13 protein-coding genes are annotated in these 14,919 nt (G+C 70.6%); 12 read left to right on the top strand and 1 reads right to left on the bottom strand.

The annotated features are described in order from the left end of the window. Positions 1–56: 56 nt before the first annotated feature. From msrA to AC4OXY_RS07685, 6 genes are all read left to right on the top strand, one after another. A complete protein-coding gene (gene msrA, locus AC4OXY_RS07710) occupies positions 57–563 on the top strand; it encodes a peptide-methionine (S)-S-oxide reductase MsrA (protein WP_491993520.1) in 507 nt (168 codons plus the stop codon). 330 nt (positions 564–893) lie between these two features. Continuing rightward, on the top strand, positions 894–1,979 hold the full coding sequence (locus tag AC4OXY_RS07705) for an S-(hydroxymethyl)mycothiol dehydrogenase (protein ID WP_356031891.1): 1,086 nt from the start codon (positions 894–896) through the stop codon (positions 1,977–1,979). Further along, complete coding sequence (locus tag AC4OXY_RS07700; RefSeq protein WP_491993519.1) at positions 1,979–2,611, top strand: MBL fold metallo-hydrolase; 633 nt, start codon at positions 1,979–1,981, stop codon at positions 2,609–2,611. The genes AC4OXY_RS07705 and AC4OXY_RS07700 overlap by 1 nt, the downstream gene beginning before the upstream one ends. Positions 2,612–2,870: 259 nt before the next feature. Next, positions 2,871–3,233 (top strand): bifunctional 3-phenylpropionate/cinnamic acid dioxygenase ferredoxin subunit, encoded by a 363-nt coding sequence (locus AC4OXY_RS07695; RefSeq protein ID WP_356031896.1) that lies wholly within the window; start codon positions 2,871–2,873, stop codon positions 3,231–3,233. Then, on the top strand, positions 3,230–4,399 hold the full coding sequence (locus AC4OXY_RS07690) for an NAD(P)/FAD-dependent oxidoreductase (RefSeq protein ID WP_356031899.1): 1,170 nt from the start codon (positions 3,230–3,232) through the stop codon (positions 4,397–4,399). Before AC4OXY_RS07695 ends, AC4OXY_RS07690 begins: the two co-directional genes overlap by 4 nt. Before the next feature lie 95 nt (positions 4,400–4,494). Beyond that, entirely contained in the window at positions 4,495–5,628 is a 1,134-nt protein-coding gene (locus AC4OXY_RS07685; protein WP_491993518.1) for an aromatic ring-hydroxylating oxygenase subunit alpha, read from the top strand. A 65-nt stretch (positions 5,629–5,693) separates the two neighbouring features. Here AC4OXY_RS07685 and AC4OXY_RS07680 read toward each other — a convergent pair whose 3' ends face one another. Beyond that, on the bottom strand, positions 5,694–6,491 hold the full coding sequence (locus AC4OXY_RS07680; protein WP_491993517.1) for an IclR family transcriptional regulator: 798 nt from the start codon (positions 6,489–6,491) through the stop codon (positions 5,694–5,696). Between the two features lie 153 nt (positions 6,492–6,644). On the opposite strand from AC4OXY_RS07680, the gene betA reads away from it, so the two are divergent. The 6 genes from betA (at position 6,645) to AC4OXY_RS07650 (ending at position 14,803) form a co-directional block, all read left to right on the top strand. Continuing rightward, on the top strand, positions 6,645–8,315 hold the full coding sequence (gene betA, locus AC4OXY_RS07675; protein ID WP_356031905.1) for a choline dehydrogenase: 1,671 nt from the start codon (positions 6,645–6,647) through the stop codon (positions 8,313–8,315). Positions 8,316–8,318: 3 nt separating this feature from the next. Then, positions 8,319–9,155, top strand: a complete 837-nt coding sequence (locus AC4OXY_RS07670) for a methylenetetrahydrofolate reductase (RefSeq protein ID WP_491993516.1) — start codon at positions 8,319–8,321, stop codon at positions 9,153–9,155. Positions 9,156–9,266: 111 nt separating this feature from the next. Continuing rightward, complete coding sequence (locus AC4OXY_RS07665) at positions 9,267–10,736, top strand: aldehyde dehydrogenase family protein (RefSeq protein ID WP_356031910.1); 1,470 nt, start codon at positions 9,267–9,269, stop codon at positions 10,734–10,736. A 20-nt stretch (positions 10,737–10,756) separates the two neighbouring features. Beyond that, positions 10,757–11,848, top strand: coding sequence for a quaternary amine ABC transporter ATP-binding protein (locus AC4OXY_RS07660; RefSeq protein WP_356031912.1), 1,092 nt, complete (start codon positions 10,757–10,759; stop codon positions 11,846–11,848). After that, complete coding sequence (locus AC4OXY_RS07655; protein ID WP_356031914.1) at positions 11,848–13,824, top strand: ABC transporter permease; 1,977 nt, start codon at positions 11,848–11,850, stop codon at positions 13,822–13,824. The genes AC4OXY_RS07660 and AC4OXY_RS07655 overlap by 1 nt, the downstream gene beginning before the upstream one ends. A gap of 13 nt (positions 13,825–13,837) precedes the next feature. Continuing rightward, the gene (locus tag AC4OXY_RS07650) at positions 13,838–14,803 is read left to right on the top strand and encodes an ABC transporter substrate-binding protein (RefSeq protein ID WP_376288210.1); all 966 of its coding nucleotides are present in this window, start codon (positions 13,838–13,840) and stop codon (positions 14,801–14,803) included. Positions 14,804–14,919: the final 116 nt, after the last annotated feature.

The raw sequence follows: 14,919 nt of genomic DNA, 5'->3' as shown, positions 1-14,919 counted from the left end.
TGATCGCATGGTCGGCGCGTCCATCGGGCGCCGGGCGCGAGCGTCAGGAGTGATCGATGACTGTGGGAACCGAGCGGGCCGTGCTGGCGGGCGGTTGTTTCTGGGGTATGCAGGATCTGGTCCGCAAGCAGCCGGGTGTGGTCGCCACGCGTGTCGGCTACAGCGGCGGGGACACGCCGAACGCCACGTACCGCGACCACGGCGACCACGCCGAGGCCATCGAGATCCTCTTCGACCCGGCGGTCACGAGCTACCGCGACCTGCTGGAGTTCTTCTTCCAGGTCCACGACCCGACCACGAAGGACCGCCAGGGCAACGACATCGGGCGCAGCTACCGGTCCGCCATCTTCTACGGCGACGAGGGGCAGCACCGCGTCGCCCTGGACACGATCGCCGACGTCGAGGCGAGCGGGCTCTGGCCGGGCAAGGTCGTCACGGAAGTGGAGCCCCTGGGCGACTTCTGGGAGGCCGAACCCGAGCACCAGGACTACCTGGAGCGCTACCCCGACGGCTACACCTGCCACTTCCCCCGCCCGAACTGGAAGCTGCCGCGCCGGGGGTGAACGCCCCCGACGGACCGGGCGCCAGGGTGACGTGTCCCCTCGGCGCCCGGTCCGTTGCGTAGAGCGGCTGCCGCGGCGGGCGGGGCGTTCGCCGCTGCTCGATCTCGCGCTGCCGCAGGTCCGTTCCTCGGGCGCCGAGACCGCCGCCGCGCACAACTCCGCGCCGTCGCCCCGTACTTGGGGCAGGTCCGCGACGGACTCCTCCGGCCGATCGGCACGGACCGAAGCCCCGATTCTTGACCGCCGCCCCGGCCTCCGCGATGCTGTGTTGCGAAGCGCGAGATGCGTGCCGTAATGGGCAACATCCCAACTGTCAGCCGAGGAGTGGCCATGTCTCAGCAGGTCCGTGCTGTCGTCGCGATGCGCAGGGGCGCCCCCGTCAGTCTGGAAACGATCGTCGTGCCCGATCCCGGACCGGGCGAGGCGCTGGTCAAGATCGAGGCCTGCGGTGTCTGCCACACCGATCTGCACTATCGCGAGGGCGGGATCAGTGACGACTTCCCGTTCCTGCTGGGGCATGAGGCGGCGGGAGTCGTGGAAGCGGTGGGGGAGGGTGTCACCGACGTCGCTCCCGGTGACTTCGTCATCCTCAACTGGCGTGCGGTGTGCGGTCAGTGCCGGGCCTGTCTGCGCGGGCGGCCGTGGTACTGCTTCGACACGCACAACGCGAAGCAGAAGATGACGCTGACCGACGGCACGGAGCTGTCGCCGGCGCTGGGGATCGGTGCGTTCGCGGAGAAGACGCTGGTGGCGGCGGGACAGTGCACGAAGGTGGACCCGGCCGCGTCCGCGGCTGCCGCCGGGCTGCTGGGATGCGGTGTGATGGCGGGTCTGGGTGCGGCGATCAACACCGGGAACGTCGGCCGCGGTGACAGCGTCGCCGTGATCGGCTGCGGTGGGGTCGGGGCCGCGGCCGTCGCCGGGTCGAAGCTGGCCGGCGCGGCGAGGATCATCGCCGTCGACATCGACGACCGCAAGCTCGCCACGGCGACGAAGCTGGGCGCGACCCACACCGTCAACTCCAGGCAGGCGGACGCGGTCGACGCCGTGCGCGAGCTGACCGGCGGCTTCGGCGCGGACGTGGTGATCGACGCGGTGGGGCGTCCGGAGACGTACCGGCAGGCCTTCTACGCCCGTGACCTCGCCGGCACCGTCGTCCTGGTCGGCGTGCCGACGCCGGAGATGAAGCTGGAGCTGCCCCTGCTCGATGTGTTCGGGCGGGGCGGGGCGTTGAAGTCGTCCTGGTACGGCGACTGCCTGCCCTCCCGGGACTTCCCGATGCTGATCGACCTGCATCTCCAGGGCCGGCTCGACCTGGACGCCTTCGTCACCGAGACCATCGCCCTCGACGACGTGGAGAAGGCGTTCGAGCGGATGCACCACGGCGACGTCCTGCGCTCGGTGGTCGTCCTCTGATGCCGGGCACCCGCATCGAACGCCTCGTCACCTCGGGGACGTTCTCGCTCGACGGCGGCACCTGGGACGTCGACAACAACGTGTGGATCGTGGGCGACGACACCGAGGTGATCGTCATCGACGCCGCCCACGACGCCGAGGCCGTCGTCCGGGCCGTCGGCGGACGCGCCCTGCGGGCGATCGTGTGCACCCACGCGCACAACGACCACATCGACGCCGCGCCCGAACTCTCCGCCCGGACCGGGGCGCCCGTCCTGCTGCACTCCGGCGATCTGGAACTGTGGAAACAGACCCATCCCGACCGGGCGCCCGACGCCGAGCTGACCGACGGGCAGCCCCTCCTGGTCGCGGGGACGGAGCTGACCGTGCTGCACACCCCGGGCCACGCCCCCGGGGCCGTGTGCCTGTACGCCCCACGGCTCTCCGCGCTCTTCAGCGGCGACACGCTCTTCGCCGGCGGGCCGGGCGCGACCGGACGGTCGTACAGCGACTTCCCGACCCTCATCGGCTCGATCAGCGAGCGCCTCCTCACCCTGCCGGACGACACCGTCGTACACACCGGTCACGGTGACACCACCACCATCGGCGCCGAGGCGCCGCATCTCCAGGAGTGGATCGACCGCGGTTTCTGACCGCCCGGTCGGTGAGCGGCCCTGCCCCCGGTGCCTCCCCCGTGCGGACGGCATCGGCGGCAGGGCCGTCGGCGCGCCTCACGGACGCCCGTTTCCCCCCGTCTGACCTGCGCTTTCGAGGGCGCTTCGGCATGCCCCGGAACGGCGTCGGCGCAGCCCGCGCAACCTGGCCTTCCGACGCCTTGACAAGCCTTCAGCGCCGCCAGCAGACTGACGTTGCGCTCATCGCAATCCGTTTCGCTATACGCACCGAGGTGTCATGATGATTCCCGCGTGCCGTCTCGCGGATCTGCCGCGAGGCGAGGCCCATCGGCTCGACGTCGACCCGCCCGTGGCGGTGTTCCACACCGACGACGGTGAACTCTTCGCCGTCGACGACACCTGCACCCACCAGGACGCGTCGCTCGCCGACGGCTGGCTGGAGGGCTGTGAGGTGGAATGTCCCCTGCACGCCTCGAAGTTCGACCTGCGGACGGGTGCCGTGGACGCACCCCCGGCCAAGCTGCCGGTCCGCACCCACGAGGTCGTCGTCGAGGACGGCATGATCCACGTCCGGCTCTCCACGGCGGCACCCAACCTGCCGCCGTGCGTCTCCGCCCGCCTGGCCGGAGGCGCCGCGTGAGGACCGTGGCCGTCGTAGGCGCCTCGCTGGCCGGTCTGTCGGCCGCGCGCTCGCTGCGCAAGCGGGGTTACGACGGCCGGCTGGTCCTCGTCGGCGAGGAACTGCACCGGCCGTACGACAGGCCGCCGCTGTCCAAGGAGTTCCTGGCCGGCGCCCTCGGCGAGGCCGAACTGGCGCTGGAGCGGGACGACGAGGACCTCCAGGCGGAGTGGGTGCTCGGCACTCGCGCCACCGGACTCGACCGCACCGAGCGGGCGATCCGGCTCGCCGACGGCCGGGAGATCCGCGCCGACGGCGTGGTCGTCGCCACCGGCGCGGCCGCCCGCACCCTGCCCGGCACCGAGGGCCTCGCCGGTGTCCACGTGCTGCGCACGCTGGACGACGCCCGCGCCCTGCGCGACGAACTGGCCCTGGGCGGACGGCTGGTGGTGATCGGCGGCGGGTTCGTCGGCGCCGAGGTCGCCTCCACCGCGTACGCACTCGGTCTCGACGTCACCGTGGTCGAGGCGGCCCCGACGCCGCTGGCCGGCCCGCTGGGCGCGGCCATGGGCGCCGTCGTCTCCGCCCTGCACGCCGATCACGGCGTCCGCCTGCTGTGCGGTGCGGGAGTCAAGGGGCTCGGCGGGGAGCGCCGGGTGGACGCCGTGCTCCTGGAGGACGGCCGCAGCGTTCCCGCCGACACCGTCGTCGTCGGCGTGGGGGCCCGCCCCTGTGTCGACTGGCTCGACGGATCCGGTGTCGCCCTCGACAACGGCGTGAAGTGCGGCGCCGACGGCCGCACGACCCTGGCCGGGGTGGTCGCCGTGGGCGACTGCGCCAACTGGTACGACCCGCACACCGGCGCCCACCGCCGGGTCGAGCACTGGACCGGCGCACTGGAACGGCCGGACACCGCCGTCGCCACGCTCCTCGCGGGCGGCGCCAGGGAACCGGGCGTGCCCCGGCCCGCGTACTTCTGGTCGGACCAGTACGGCGTGAGGATCCAGTTCGTCGGCCACGCGGCCGGGGCCGACGAGGTGACGGTCGAGGAGGGCTCGACCGGCGACCGCAGCTTCCTCGCCGTGTACCGGCGGGCGGGCCGGCCGGTCGCCGTGCTCGGGATGAACCAGCCGCGGCTGTTCACCCGCTGGCGCAAACAGCTCACCTCCGCGGCGACCGGGTCCTGACACCACCGCGGATCGACGTACCGATGTGCCGATGTGCCGACGTATCGATGTACCGATGTATTGACGACACCACGACGTTTCCCGAGGAGTGCACCGTGACCTCGACCAGCCTGCCGGACAGCCTGATCGCCACCCTCCCCGGCTCCGGCTACACGGACCCCGGTGTCTTCGCCCAGGAACAGGAGCACATCTTCGAGACGATGTGGTTCTGTGTCGCGCGCTCGTCCGAACTGGCGAAACCCGGCGCGTTCCGCACCGTCGACGTGGGCCGCGAGAGCATCCTCGTCACCCGCGCCCGGGACATGTCCGTCCGGGCCTACTTCAACGTCTGCCGGCACCGTGGGGCCAGGCTCCGCACCGAGGAGACGGGCGAGGTCAAGCGCGCCTTCCAGTGCCCGTACCACGCCTGGACGTACGACCTGGAGGGCAAGCTCGTCGCGGCGCCCAACCTCACCAGGATGCCCGACGTCGGCCGCACCGAGTACGGCCTGGTGAGCGTGGCCGTGCGGGAATGGCTCGGCTATGTCTGGGTGTGCCTCGCGGAGCACCCGCCCTCCTTCGAGGAGGACGTCATCGGCGAGGTGATCACCCGCCTCGGCGACGTCGAGTCGATCGACCGCTACGACATCGCGAACCTCTCGGTGGGCAGGCGGATCGTCTACGACGTGCGGGCGAACTGGAAGCTCATCATCGAGAACTTCATGGAGTGCTACCACTGCGCCACCATCCACCCCGAACTCACCGAAGTGCTGCCGGAGTTCGCCGACGGCTACGCCGCCCAGTACTACGTCGGCCACGGCGCCGAGTTCGGCACGGACGTCCGGGGCTTCACCGTGGACGGCTCCGAGGGCCTGGACCGCATTCCCGGGGTTTCCGAGGAACAGGACCGCCGGTACTACGCGATCACCGTCAAACCGCAGGTCTTCATCAACCTCGTGCCCGACCACGTGATCTTCCACCGGATGTACCCGGTGGCCGCCGACCGCACGATCGTCGAGTGCGACTGGCTCTACCTGCCGCACGTCGTGGAGAGCGGCAAGGACGTCAGCCGGTCCGTGGAGCTCTTCGACCGGGTCAACCGCCAGGACTTCGACGCCTGCGAGCGCACCCAGCCCGGCATGGGTTCACGGCTCTACGGCAAGGGCGGCGTGCTGGTCCCCAGCGAGCACCACATCGGCGCCTTCCACGACTGGGTGAGCGAGCGTCTCGGCGCACGCACGCCGCAGTAGCAGGGGTCGCCCGTGGCCCGCGCAGGGGGCGAACGCGGGCCGAACGGCGGTCGTACCGGGTGCGATCAGCCCAGGTATCCCATCCGGTGACTGATCTCCTCCGCGCCCTTGACGAGCAAGGGAGCCAGCTCGTGCATGCGCTCCTCGGTGAACCGGTACCCGGGCCCGGACGCGCTGACCGAGGCGATGACCCGGCCGTCCCGGTCCCGGATCGGGGCGGCCATGGCGTGCAGCCCGATCTCCAGCTCCTCCAGCGTCCAGGCGTAACCGCGCTCCCGGGCCTCGGTGAGGTGCTTCTCCAGCTTCGCCTTCGAGGAGATCGTGTGCGGGGTCAGCTTCTTCTGGCCCGTCTCCGTCAGCAGCGCGGCGCGCTCCTCGGCGGGCAGGTGGGCCAGCATGATCTTGCCGCTGGAGGTGGCGTGCAGCGGGGTCAGCTGGCCGACCCAGTTGTGCGCGGTGACGGCGGCCTGCCCGCGCACCTGGTAGAGGTTGATCGCGTAGTGCTCCTGCAGCACGGCGATGTTGACCGTCTCGCCGATCTCCTCGGCCAGCCGCTCGCACACCGGCCGGCTCTGCTGGGTGATGTCGATACGCGCCGTGACGGCGCCGGCCAGGCGTACGATGCCGAAGCCGAGGGAATACTTGCCCCGCTCGCCCGACTGCTCCACCAGGCCGCGCGCCTCCAGGGCGCCGAGCAGACGGAACGCGGTCGACTTGTGCACGTCGATCTCGGCGGCCACCTCGCTCACTCCCGCCTCGCCACGCTGCGCGAGGATTTCGAGGACGCTGATGGCCCGGTCGACGGACTGCACCCCGCCGGACTGTGGTCCGCTTGTGCCGGTATCCGGACTGTAGTTGCTCATGACGGAACTATACGCGCAGTAAACAACACCTTTCACGTAACGCGGCGTGAACAAGGATCTTACAAGTTGCGTTGTTCGCAACCTGGTGCGCATTGCGACACCCGTACTAGCATGCCGCGCATCACGACGGCGCGAGCGAGACGAGGCGGACACATGGCTCCTCTGCACTACGACTTCGTCATCGTCGGCGGCGGATCGGCCGGCAGCGCACTGGCGAACCGGCTGTCGGCCGACCCCGGAAACCGTGTGCTCGTCCTGGAGGCGGGCCGCTCCGACTACCCCTGGGACGTCTTCATCCACATGCCCGCGGCCCTCACCTACCCCATAGGCAGCCGCTTCTACGACTGGAAGTACGAGTCCGAGCCCGAGCCGCACATGGGCGGCCGGCGCATCTACCACGCCCGCGGCAAGGTGCTCGGCGGCTCCAGCAGCATCAACGGCATGATCTTCCAGCGCGGCAACCCCATGGACTACGAGCGCTGGGCCGCCGACCCCGGCATGGAGACCTGGGACTACGCCCACTGCCTGCCGTACTTCCGGCGGATGGAGAACTGTCTGGCGGCCGACCCGGACGACGAGTTCCGCGGCCACGACGGACCCCTCGTCCTGGAGCGCGGCCCGGCGACGAACCCGCTCTTCGGCGCCTTCCTCCAGGCCACCCAGGAGGCGGGCTACGCCCCCACCGACGACGTCAACGGCTACCGGCAGGAGGGCTTCGCCAAGTTCGACCGCAACGTCCACCGCGGACGTCGGCTGTCGGCCGCGAAGGCCTACCTCAAGCCCGCGATGAAGCGGCCGAACCTCACCGTGCGCACCCGCACGCTCGTCACCCGGGTGCTCTTCGAGGGCGAACGGGCCGTCGGCGTCGAGTACCGGCGCGGCAAGGGCGCGCCCCAGCAGGTGCGGGCCGGCGAGGTCATCCTGTGCGGCGGCGCGATCAACTCGCCCCAGTTGCTCCAGCTTTCCGGCGTCGGCAACGCCGCCGAACTGTCCGCCCTCGGCATCGACGTCGTCCACGACCTGCCGGGCGTCGGCGAGAACATGCAGGACCACCTGGAGGTGTACGTCCAGTACGCCTGCAAGCGGCCCGTGTCCATGCAGCCGTACATGGCGAAGTGGCGTGCCCCCTTCATCGGGCTGCAATGGCTGTTCCGCAAGGGGCCCGCGGCCACCAACCACTTCGAGGCGGGCGGATTCGCCCGCAGCAACGAGGACGTGGAGTATCCCAACCTGATGTTCCACTTCCTGCCGGTCGCGGTCCGCTACGACGGCTCCTCGCCGGCCGGCGGCCACGGCTATCAGGTGCACGTCGGACCCATGTACTCCGACGCGCTCGGCTCGGTGAAGATCAGGAGCAGGGACCCGCGGGTCAAGCCCGCGCTGCGCTTCAACTACCTCTCCACCGAGCAGGACCGGCGCGAGTGGGTCGAGGCGATCCGCGTCGCCCGCAGGATCCTCAACCAGCCCGCGCTCGCCTCCTACAACGGCGGCGAGGTCTCGCCCGGACCCTCCGTCGACACCGACGAGGAGATCCTCGCCTGGGTCGCCAAGGAGGGCGAGACGGCCCTGCACCCCTCCTGCACCTGCAAGATGGGCACCGACGAGATGGCCGTCGTCGACCCGCTGACCCTGCGGGTGCACGGCGTGGACGGGCTGCGCGTGGTGGACGCCTCGGTGATGCCCTACGTCACCAACGGCAACATCTACGCGCCGGTGATGATGGTCGCCGAGAAGGCCGCCGACATCATTCTCGGCAGGCAGCCGCTGGAGCCCTCCAAGGCCGTGTACTACCGGCACGGCGACGCCCGGACACAGGCCGGGTAGCCGGTGGCACCCGAGGCCCTGCGGGCGCTGCTCGGCCGCGTCCGCTACGAGGTGCTCCCGGCGCGGGCGACGGAGGAGAAGGTGCTCGCCCATGTGCCCCGCGACGTCGTGGTCACGGTCACGGCGTCGCCGGTCAAGGGGCTGGAACCGACCCTCGCCCTCACCGAGCGGCTCGCGGCGCACGGTTACCGCGTCGTCCCGCACCTGCCCGCACGACTGTTGCGGGACGACGCACACCTGAAGGACGTCGCCGAGCGGCTGCGTGCGACGGGGATCGAGGACCTCTTCGTGCCGGCGGGCGACGCCGACCCGCCGGCCGGGCCGTACGAGGGCGCGCTCCCGGTGCTCCGCAGGCTGACCGAACTGGGCAGTCCCTTCCGGGAGTTGGGCATCACCGGGTACCCGGAGAGCCATCCCCTCATCCACGACGACATCACCGTCCAGTCGATGTGGGACAAGCGCACGCACGCGACGTACATCGTCAGCAACCTGTGCTTCGACCCGCGGGTGCTCGGCGACTGGATCACCCGGATCCGGCGCCGTGACATCACCCTGCCCGTGTACGTCGGGGTCGCGGGGCCGGTGCAGCGGGCGAAGCTGCTGGCCATGGCGACGAAGATCGGGGTGGGGGAGTCGACGCGCTTCCTGACCCGGCACCCCGCCTGGTTCCTGCGGTTCGCGGCACCCGGCGGCTACGCCCCCGAGCGGCTGCTGAGCCGGGCCGCGCAGGCGCTGACCGGGCCGTCTGCCGCAGTGGCGGGGCTGCATCTGTTCACCTTCAACCAGCTTGCCGAGACGGAGTCCTGGCGGCGTGCCCTGCTGGACCGGCTGGGCGGCTGAGAATCGTGGTCGACCGACCCCTTGACGGGTGCCGGGCATTCGGCCAGGGTGTTCCACCACAAGCAATGCAATGCACAATGCGCAACGGATTCGGTTCGAAGGGCGCGTCGCATGGCAGATCTGTATGTGGCCGGAGAATGGCGTGATCCGGTGGCCGGCGGTCACCGCGAGATCCGCTGTCCGGCGGACGGCACGCTCGTCGCGACGGTCTCGGAAGGCACCCGCCCCGACACCGGGGCGGCGATCGCCGCGGCCCGGCGGGCCTTCGACGACGGCACCTGGCCCGGCACCCCCGAGCGGGAGCGCGGCGCGCTGCTGCTGCGCACCGCGGACGTCATCGAGCGCGACGCCAAGGAGTTCGCCCGCGCCGAGTCCCTCGACACCGGCAAGCGCCTGGTCGAGAGCGAGTACGACATCGCCGACGTCGTCTCGTGCCTGCGCTACTACGGCGGCATCGCCGGCACCGGCGCCGGCCGGGTGGTCGACACCGGCCGCGACGACGCCCTCAGCCGGGTCGTGTACGAGCCCGTCGGCGTCTGCGGGCTGATCACTCCCTGGAACTACCCACTGCTGCAAGCCTCGTGGAAGGTCGCCCCGGCCCTGCTCGCGGGCAACACGATCGTCCTCAAACCGAGCGAGCTGACGCCGTCCACCTCGATCCTGCTGATGAAGGCGCTGGAGGAGGCCGGGCTGCCCGCGGGCGTGGCCAACCTCGTCCTGGGCGCCGGAGCCGAGGCGGGCGCACCGCTGGCCGAGGACCCGGCCGTCGACATGGTGTCGTTCACCGGAGGCCTGGACACCGGACGGCACATCATGGCGACCGCCGCCGCGACGGTGAAGAAGGTCGCGCTGGAACTCGGCGGCAAGAACCCCAACGTGGTCTTCGCCGACGCCGACGTCGAGACGGCCGTCGACTTCGCGCTCACCGCCGTCTTCCTGCACTCCGGGCAGGTCTGCTCGGCCGGTGCCCGGCTGATCGTCGAGGACTCGCTGCACGACGCCTTCGTGGACGAGGTCGTACGCCGCGCCCGGCTCATCCGGCTCGGCGGGCCCTTCGACCCCGAGGCGGAGACCGGGCCGCTGATCTCCGCGCGGCACCGGGAGAAGGTCGAGGCGTATGTCGCGGCGGGCCTCGCCGAGGGCGCCGTACTGCGCTGCGGCGGGGCACGCCCCGACGACCCGGCGCTGGCGGGCGGCTTCTACTACCCGCCGACGGTCCTCGACGCGTGCCGCCAGGACATGCGCGTGGTGCACGAGGAGTCCTTCGGACCCGTGCTCACCGTCGAGAGCTTCCATGACGAGGACGACGCCGTGCGCATCGCCAACGACACGGAGTACGGCCTCGCGGGAGCCGTGTGGACACAGGACGCGGGCAAGGCGCAGCGCGTCGCCCGCCGACTGCGCCACGGCACCGTGTGGATCAACGACTACCACCCCTATGTGCCGCAGGCCGAGTGGGGTGGGTTCGGGCACTCCGGCGTGGGCCGTGAGCTGGGGCCGACCGGCCTCGACGAATACCGGGAGCCCAAGCACGTCTGGCAGAACATCCAACCCCGGCCGCAGCACTGGTTCCGCGGCTGAACGCCGAAGAGAGGTCGACCATGGCCCCAGCACAGACCGAGGTGTCGCAGCGGCGCGACACGTCCGAGGATCCCCAGGACCGCACCCCCGTCATCTCCGTGCGCGGGCTGTGGAAGGTGTTCGGGCCGAAGGCCGACGAGGTGCCGGACTCCGCGGAGCTGTGCGGACTCACCCGCCGCGAGCTGATGGACCGCACCGGCTGCACCGCCGCCGTACGGGACGTGAGCTTCGAGGTGTCGCCCGGCGAGGTGTTCGTCGTCATGGGCCTGTCCGGTTCGGGCAAGTCCACCCTGGTGCGATGTCTCACCCGGCTGATCGAACCCACCGCGGGCGAGGTCGTCTTCGAGGGCGAGGACATCCGCGGCGCCGACCCCCGGCGGCTGCGCGAGATGCGGCGCAGCAAGTTCTCCATGGTCTTCCAGCACTTCGGCCTGCTGCCGCACCGCAAGGTCGTGGACAACGTGGCCTTCGGGCTGGAGATCCGTGGCATGAGCAAGGCCGAGCGTGTCCGACGGGCCCTGGAGACGGTGGAGTTGGTGGGCCTCGCCGGGTACGAGAACTCCTACCCCGACCAGCTCTCCGGCGGTATGCAGCAGCGCGTCGGCCTCGCCCGCGCCCTCGCCGGCGATCCCGACGTCCTCTTCTTCGACGAGCCGTTCTCGGCGCTCGATCCGCTGATCCGCCGTGACATGCAGAGCGAGGTCATCCGGCTGCACCACGAGGTCGGCAAGACCATGGTGTTCATCACCCACGACCTCTCCGAGGCGCTCAAACTGGGCGACCGCATCCTGATCATGCGGGACGGCAAGACGGTCCAGTGCGGCACCGGGGACGAACTGGTCGGTGCCCCCGCCGACGACTACGTACGGGACTTCGTGCGGGACGTGCCGCGCGGCGATGTCCTCACGCTGCGCTGGATCATGCGCCCCGCCCAGCCCGAAGACGCCCTCGACGGGCCCGAGTTGGGGCCGGACGTCGTCGTGCGCGAGGCCACCCGGGCGGTGCTGGCCGCCGAGAAGCCGGTCAAGGTCGTCGAGGGCGGCAAGCTGCTGGGCATCGTCGGCGACGAGGAGATCCTCTCCGTCGTCGCCGGTGACGAAGGCGGTGCGTGATGGCCGTCGCCGCCGACGCGACCGCGTCGGTCACCCCCCTGCGCGAGAAGGCCAGCCGCCCGATGGTGGTGGCCGCCGTCCTGGTCGGCTGGCTGGTGCTGTTCGCCGTGCTGCGCGGCCGGCAGACGCTCACTCTCGCGGCGGCCGACCTCACCGGACTGCACCGCTGGCTGAACGACGTCAACGACACCATCGGCGCCAACCGCAACTCCAACCCGCTCTTCCTGTACTTCTTCAACGAGATCCGGCTGGCCATCGACCAGCTGGTGACCTTCGTCCAGCAGCTGATCTCGCAGCCGGTCGGCGCCCGCCCGGTCCCGCAGATCGGCTGGCTCGGCGTCGTCGGCATCACCGGCTACGTCTCCTGGGCCGTGGGCAACTGGCGGGTCGCCCTGCTGGCTGTGGCCGGCTTCACCTTCTTCGGGCTGCAGGGGCTGTGGCAGGAGAGCATGGACACCCTGGCGCTGACCCTGTCGGCGGTCCTCGTGGCGCTGCTCATCGGCATCCCGCTCGGTGTGTGGGCAGGCCTGTCCGACCGGTTCAACCGGATCATGACGCCCTTCCTGGACTTCATGCAGACGATGCCGACCTTCGTCTATCTCGCCCCGCTGACCCTGATCTTCCTCATCGGCGGTGCCTCCGCCGTGATCACCACGGTGATCTACGCGGCACCGCCCGCCATCCGCATCACCGCGCACGCCATCCGCTCCGTGCCCGAGACCACCGTCGAGGCGGCGGACTCGCTCGGCACGACACGCGGGCAGCAACTGGTGAAGGTGCTGCTGCCGATGTCCCGGCGCACGGTCGTCATGGGCGTGAACCAGACCATCATGGCCGCCCTCGCCATGGTGACCATCGCCGCCCTGATCGACGCGCCCGGCCTCGGCAAGACCGTCGTCCAGGCCCTCCAGTCCCTCGACGTCGGCACCGCCTTCAACGCCGGGCTCGCCATCGTCGTCATGGCGATCGTGCTCGACCGGGTCACCACGGCCGCCGCCGCGCGCACCGAGACGGCCCGCCGCACCGACGCCCGGCTGCTCAGGTGGCGCCGTCCGCTGCTGGCGGCGGGCGCGATCGGAGTCGGCTTCGTGATCTACGTGTCCCACACCTACCTGTGGGCGGCACAGTTCCCGGGCAGTGGCGCCGTCGGCGGCCACATCGCGAGCGCGGCCGACACCACGACCGGCTGGCTGCAGAACCATGTGTCGGGACTGACCAACGGCCTGCGCAACGTGCTCACCAACGGACTGCTCAACCCCTTCCAGACGCTGCTCACCGACTCCCCGTGGTGGCTCGTCGGCATCGTCCTGGTCGCGCTGGCCCTGGTGCTCGGCGGACGGTGGGCCGCGGTGACGGCCGCCGGCTGCGTCGGGCTGCTGGTCGGCACGGGCGTGTGGTCGGACAGCATGACCACCCTCGCCTCGACGGCCGTGGCCACGGTGCTGGTGATGCTGCTCGGTGTCGTCTTCGGCGTGTGGATGGGGCGCAGTGCGCTCGTGGACCGTGTGGTACGGCCCACCCTGGACGCGGCACAGGTCATGCCGCCCTTCGTCTACCTCGTGCCGTTCCTGGCCCTCTTCGGCGCCACCCGGTTCACCGCGATCGTCGCGGCCGTGGTCTACGCGGCACCCGTCGCCGTCAAGATCATCGCGGACGGGGTGCGGAACGTCCCCGCGACGACCGTGGAGGCGGCCACCTCGGCCGGGTGCAACACGTGGCAGATCATCACCAAGGTCCAGCTGCCGATGGCCCGCAGCGCCCTGACGCTCGCGACCAACCAGGGGCTGATCTATGTGCTGTCGATGGTTGTGGTGGGCGGCCTGGTGGGGGCCGGCGCCCTCGGCTACGACGTCGTGGCCGGATTCTCGCAGGGACAGCTGTACGGCAAGGGGCTCGCGGCGGGACTGGCCATCGTCCTGCTCGGAGTCATGTTCGACCGGATCACTCAGGCCGCGGCGCGCCGCACCCGGGCATAAGGAGCACGACACCATGGCAAGACACTGGCGAGCCGGCGCGGCCGGCCTGGCCGTCCTCGGCCTCACCCTCACGGCCTGCTCGGGGGCGAAGGTCGGCGACAGCACCTCCGCGGGCGCGAAGTCCTCGGGCGGCAAGTGCGGCACCTTCAACCTGGCCGTCAACCCGTGGATCGGCTACGAGGCGGACGCGGCGGTCGTGGCGTACGTCGCGCAGCACGACCTGGGCTGCACCGTCACCAAGAAGGACCTGAAGGAGGAGATCGCCTGGCAGGGCTTCGGGACCGGCGAGGTGGACGCGGTCCTGGAGAACTGGGGCCACGACGATCTGAAGAAGAAGTACATCACGAGCCAGAAGACCGCCGTCGAGGCCGGCTCGACCGGCAACAAAGGCGTCATCGGCTGGTTCGTGCCGCCGTGGCTGGCCAAGGCGCACCCGGACATCCTCGACTGGAAGAACCTCGACAAGTACGCCGACGAGTTCAAGACGTCCGAGTCCGGCGGCAAGGGCCAACTGCTGGACGGCGACCCGTCGTACGTCACCAACGACGCGGCCCTGGTCAAGAACCTGAAGCTGAACTTCAAGGTGGTGTACGCGGGCAGTGAGACCGCGCTCATCCAGGCGTTCCGGACGGCCGAGAAGAACAAGCAGTGGATGATCGGCTACTTCTACGAGCCGCAGTGGTTCATGTCCGAGGTGCCCCTGGTCAAGGTCAACCTCCCGAAGTACACGACGGGCTGCGACACCGACGCGGCGAAGGTGGCCTGCGACTATCCCCTCTACGACCTGGACAAGATCGTCAGTGCGCAGTTCGCCAAGTCGGGCAGCCCGGCGTACGGCCTGGTGAAGAACTTCCACTGGACCAACGACGACCAGAACACCGTCGCCCGGTACATCGCGCAGGACAAGATGTCGGACGACGCGGCGGCCAAGAAGTGGGTCGACGCGAACCGCGACAAGGTCGATGCCTGGCTCAAGTAGCACGGGCGGGGAAGGGCCGAACGGACCAGCCCGGCAGGCGGTGCGCAGCCATGCGCGCCGCCTGCCGGGCGCTGTCGTGTTCCCGCCCGTGAGCAGGCCGTTTTCCGACGTCACCG

It is taken from the genome of Streptomyces sp. HUAS MG56, assembly GCF_058673395.1.
The sequence above is the reverse complement of the archived record's forward strand: the minus strand, read 5'-3'. Positions and strand labels throughout refer to the sequence as shown.

What these genes read in the sequence shown, in the direction of transcription:
- msrA (WP_491993520.1), top strand. Translation starts at nt 57, where the DNA reads ATGACTGTGGGAACCGAGCGGGCCGTGCTGGCGGGCGGTTGTTTCTGG.
- AC4OXY_RS07695 (WP_356031896.1), top strand. Translation starts at nt 2,871, where the DNA reads ATGATGATTCCCGCGTGCCGTCTCGCGGATCTGCCGCGAGGCGAGGCC.
- AC4OXY_RS07650 (WP_376288210.1), top strand. Translation starts at nt 13,838, where the DNA reads ATGGCAAGACACTGGCGAGCCGGCGCGGCCGGCCTGGCCGTCCTCGGC.
- AC4OXY_RS07665 (WP_356031910.1), top strand. Translation starts at nt 9,267, where the DNA reads ATGGCAGATCTGTATGTGGCCGGAGAATGGCGTGATCCGGTGGCCGGC.
- AC4OXY_RS07700 (WP_491993519.1), top strand. Translation starts at nt 1,979, where the DNA reads ATGCCGGGCACCCGCATCGAACGCCTCGTCACCTCGGGGACGTTCTCG.
- AC4OXY_RS07705 (WP_356031891.1), top strand. Translation starts at nt 894, where the DNA reads ATGTCTCAGCAGGTCCGTGCTGTCGTCGCGATGCGCAGGGGCGCCCCC.
- AC4OXY_RS07680 (WP_491993517.1), bottom strand. Translation starts at nt 6,491, where the DNA reads ATGAGCAACTACAGTCCGGATACCGGCACAAGCGGACCACAGTCCGGC.
- betA (WP_356031905.1), top strand. Translation starts at nt 6,645, where the DNA reads ATGGCTCCTCTGCACTACGACTTCGTCATCGTCGGCGGCGGATCGGCC.
- AC4OXY_RS07660 (WP_356031912.1), top strand. Translation starts at nt 10,757, where the DNA reads ATGGCCCCAGCACAGACCGAGGTGTCGCAGCGGCGCGACACGTCCGAG.
- AC4OXY_RS07655 (WP_356031914.1), top strand. Translation starts at nt 11,848, where the DNA reads ATGGCCGTCGCCGCCGACGCGACCGCGTCGGTCACCCCCCTGCGCGAG.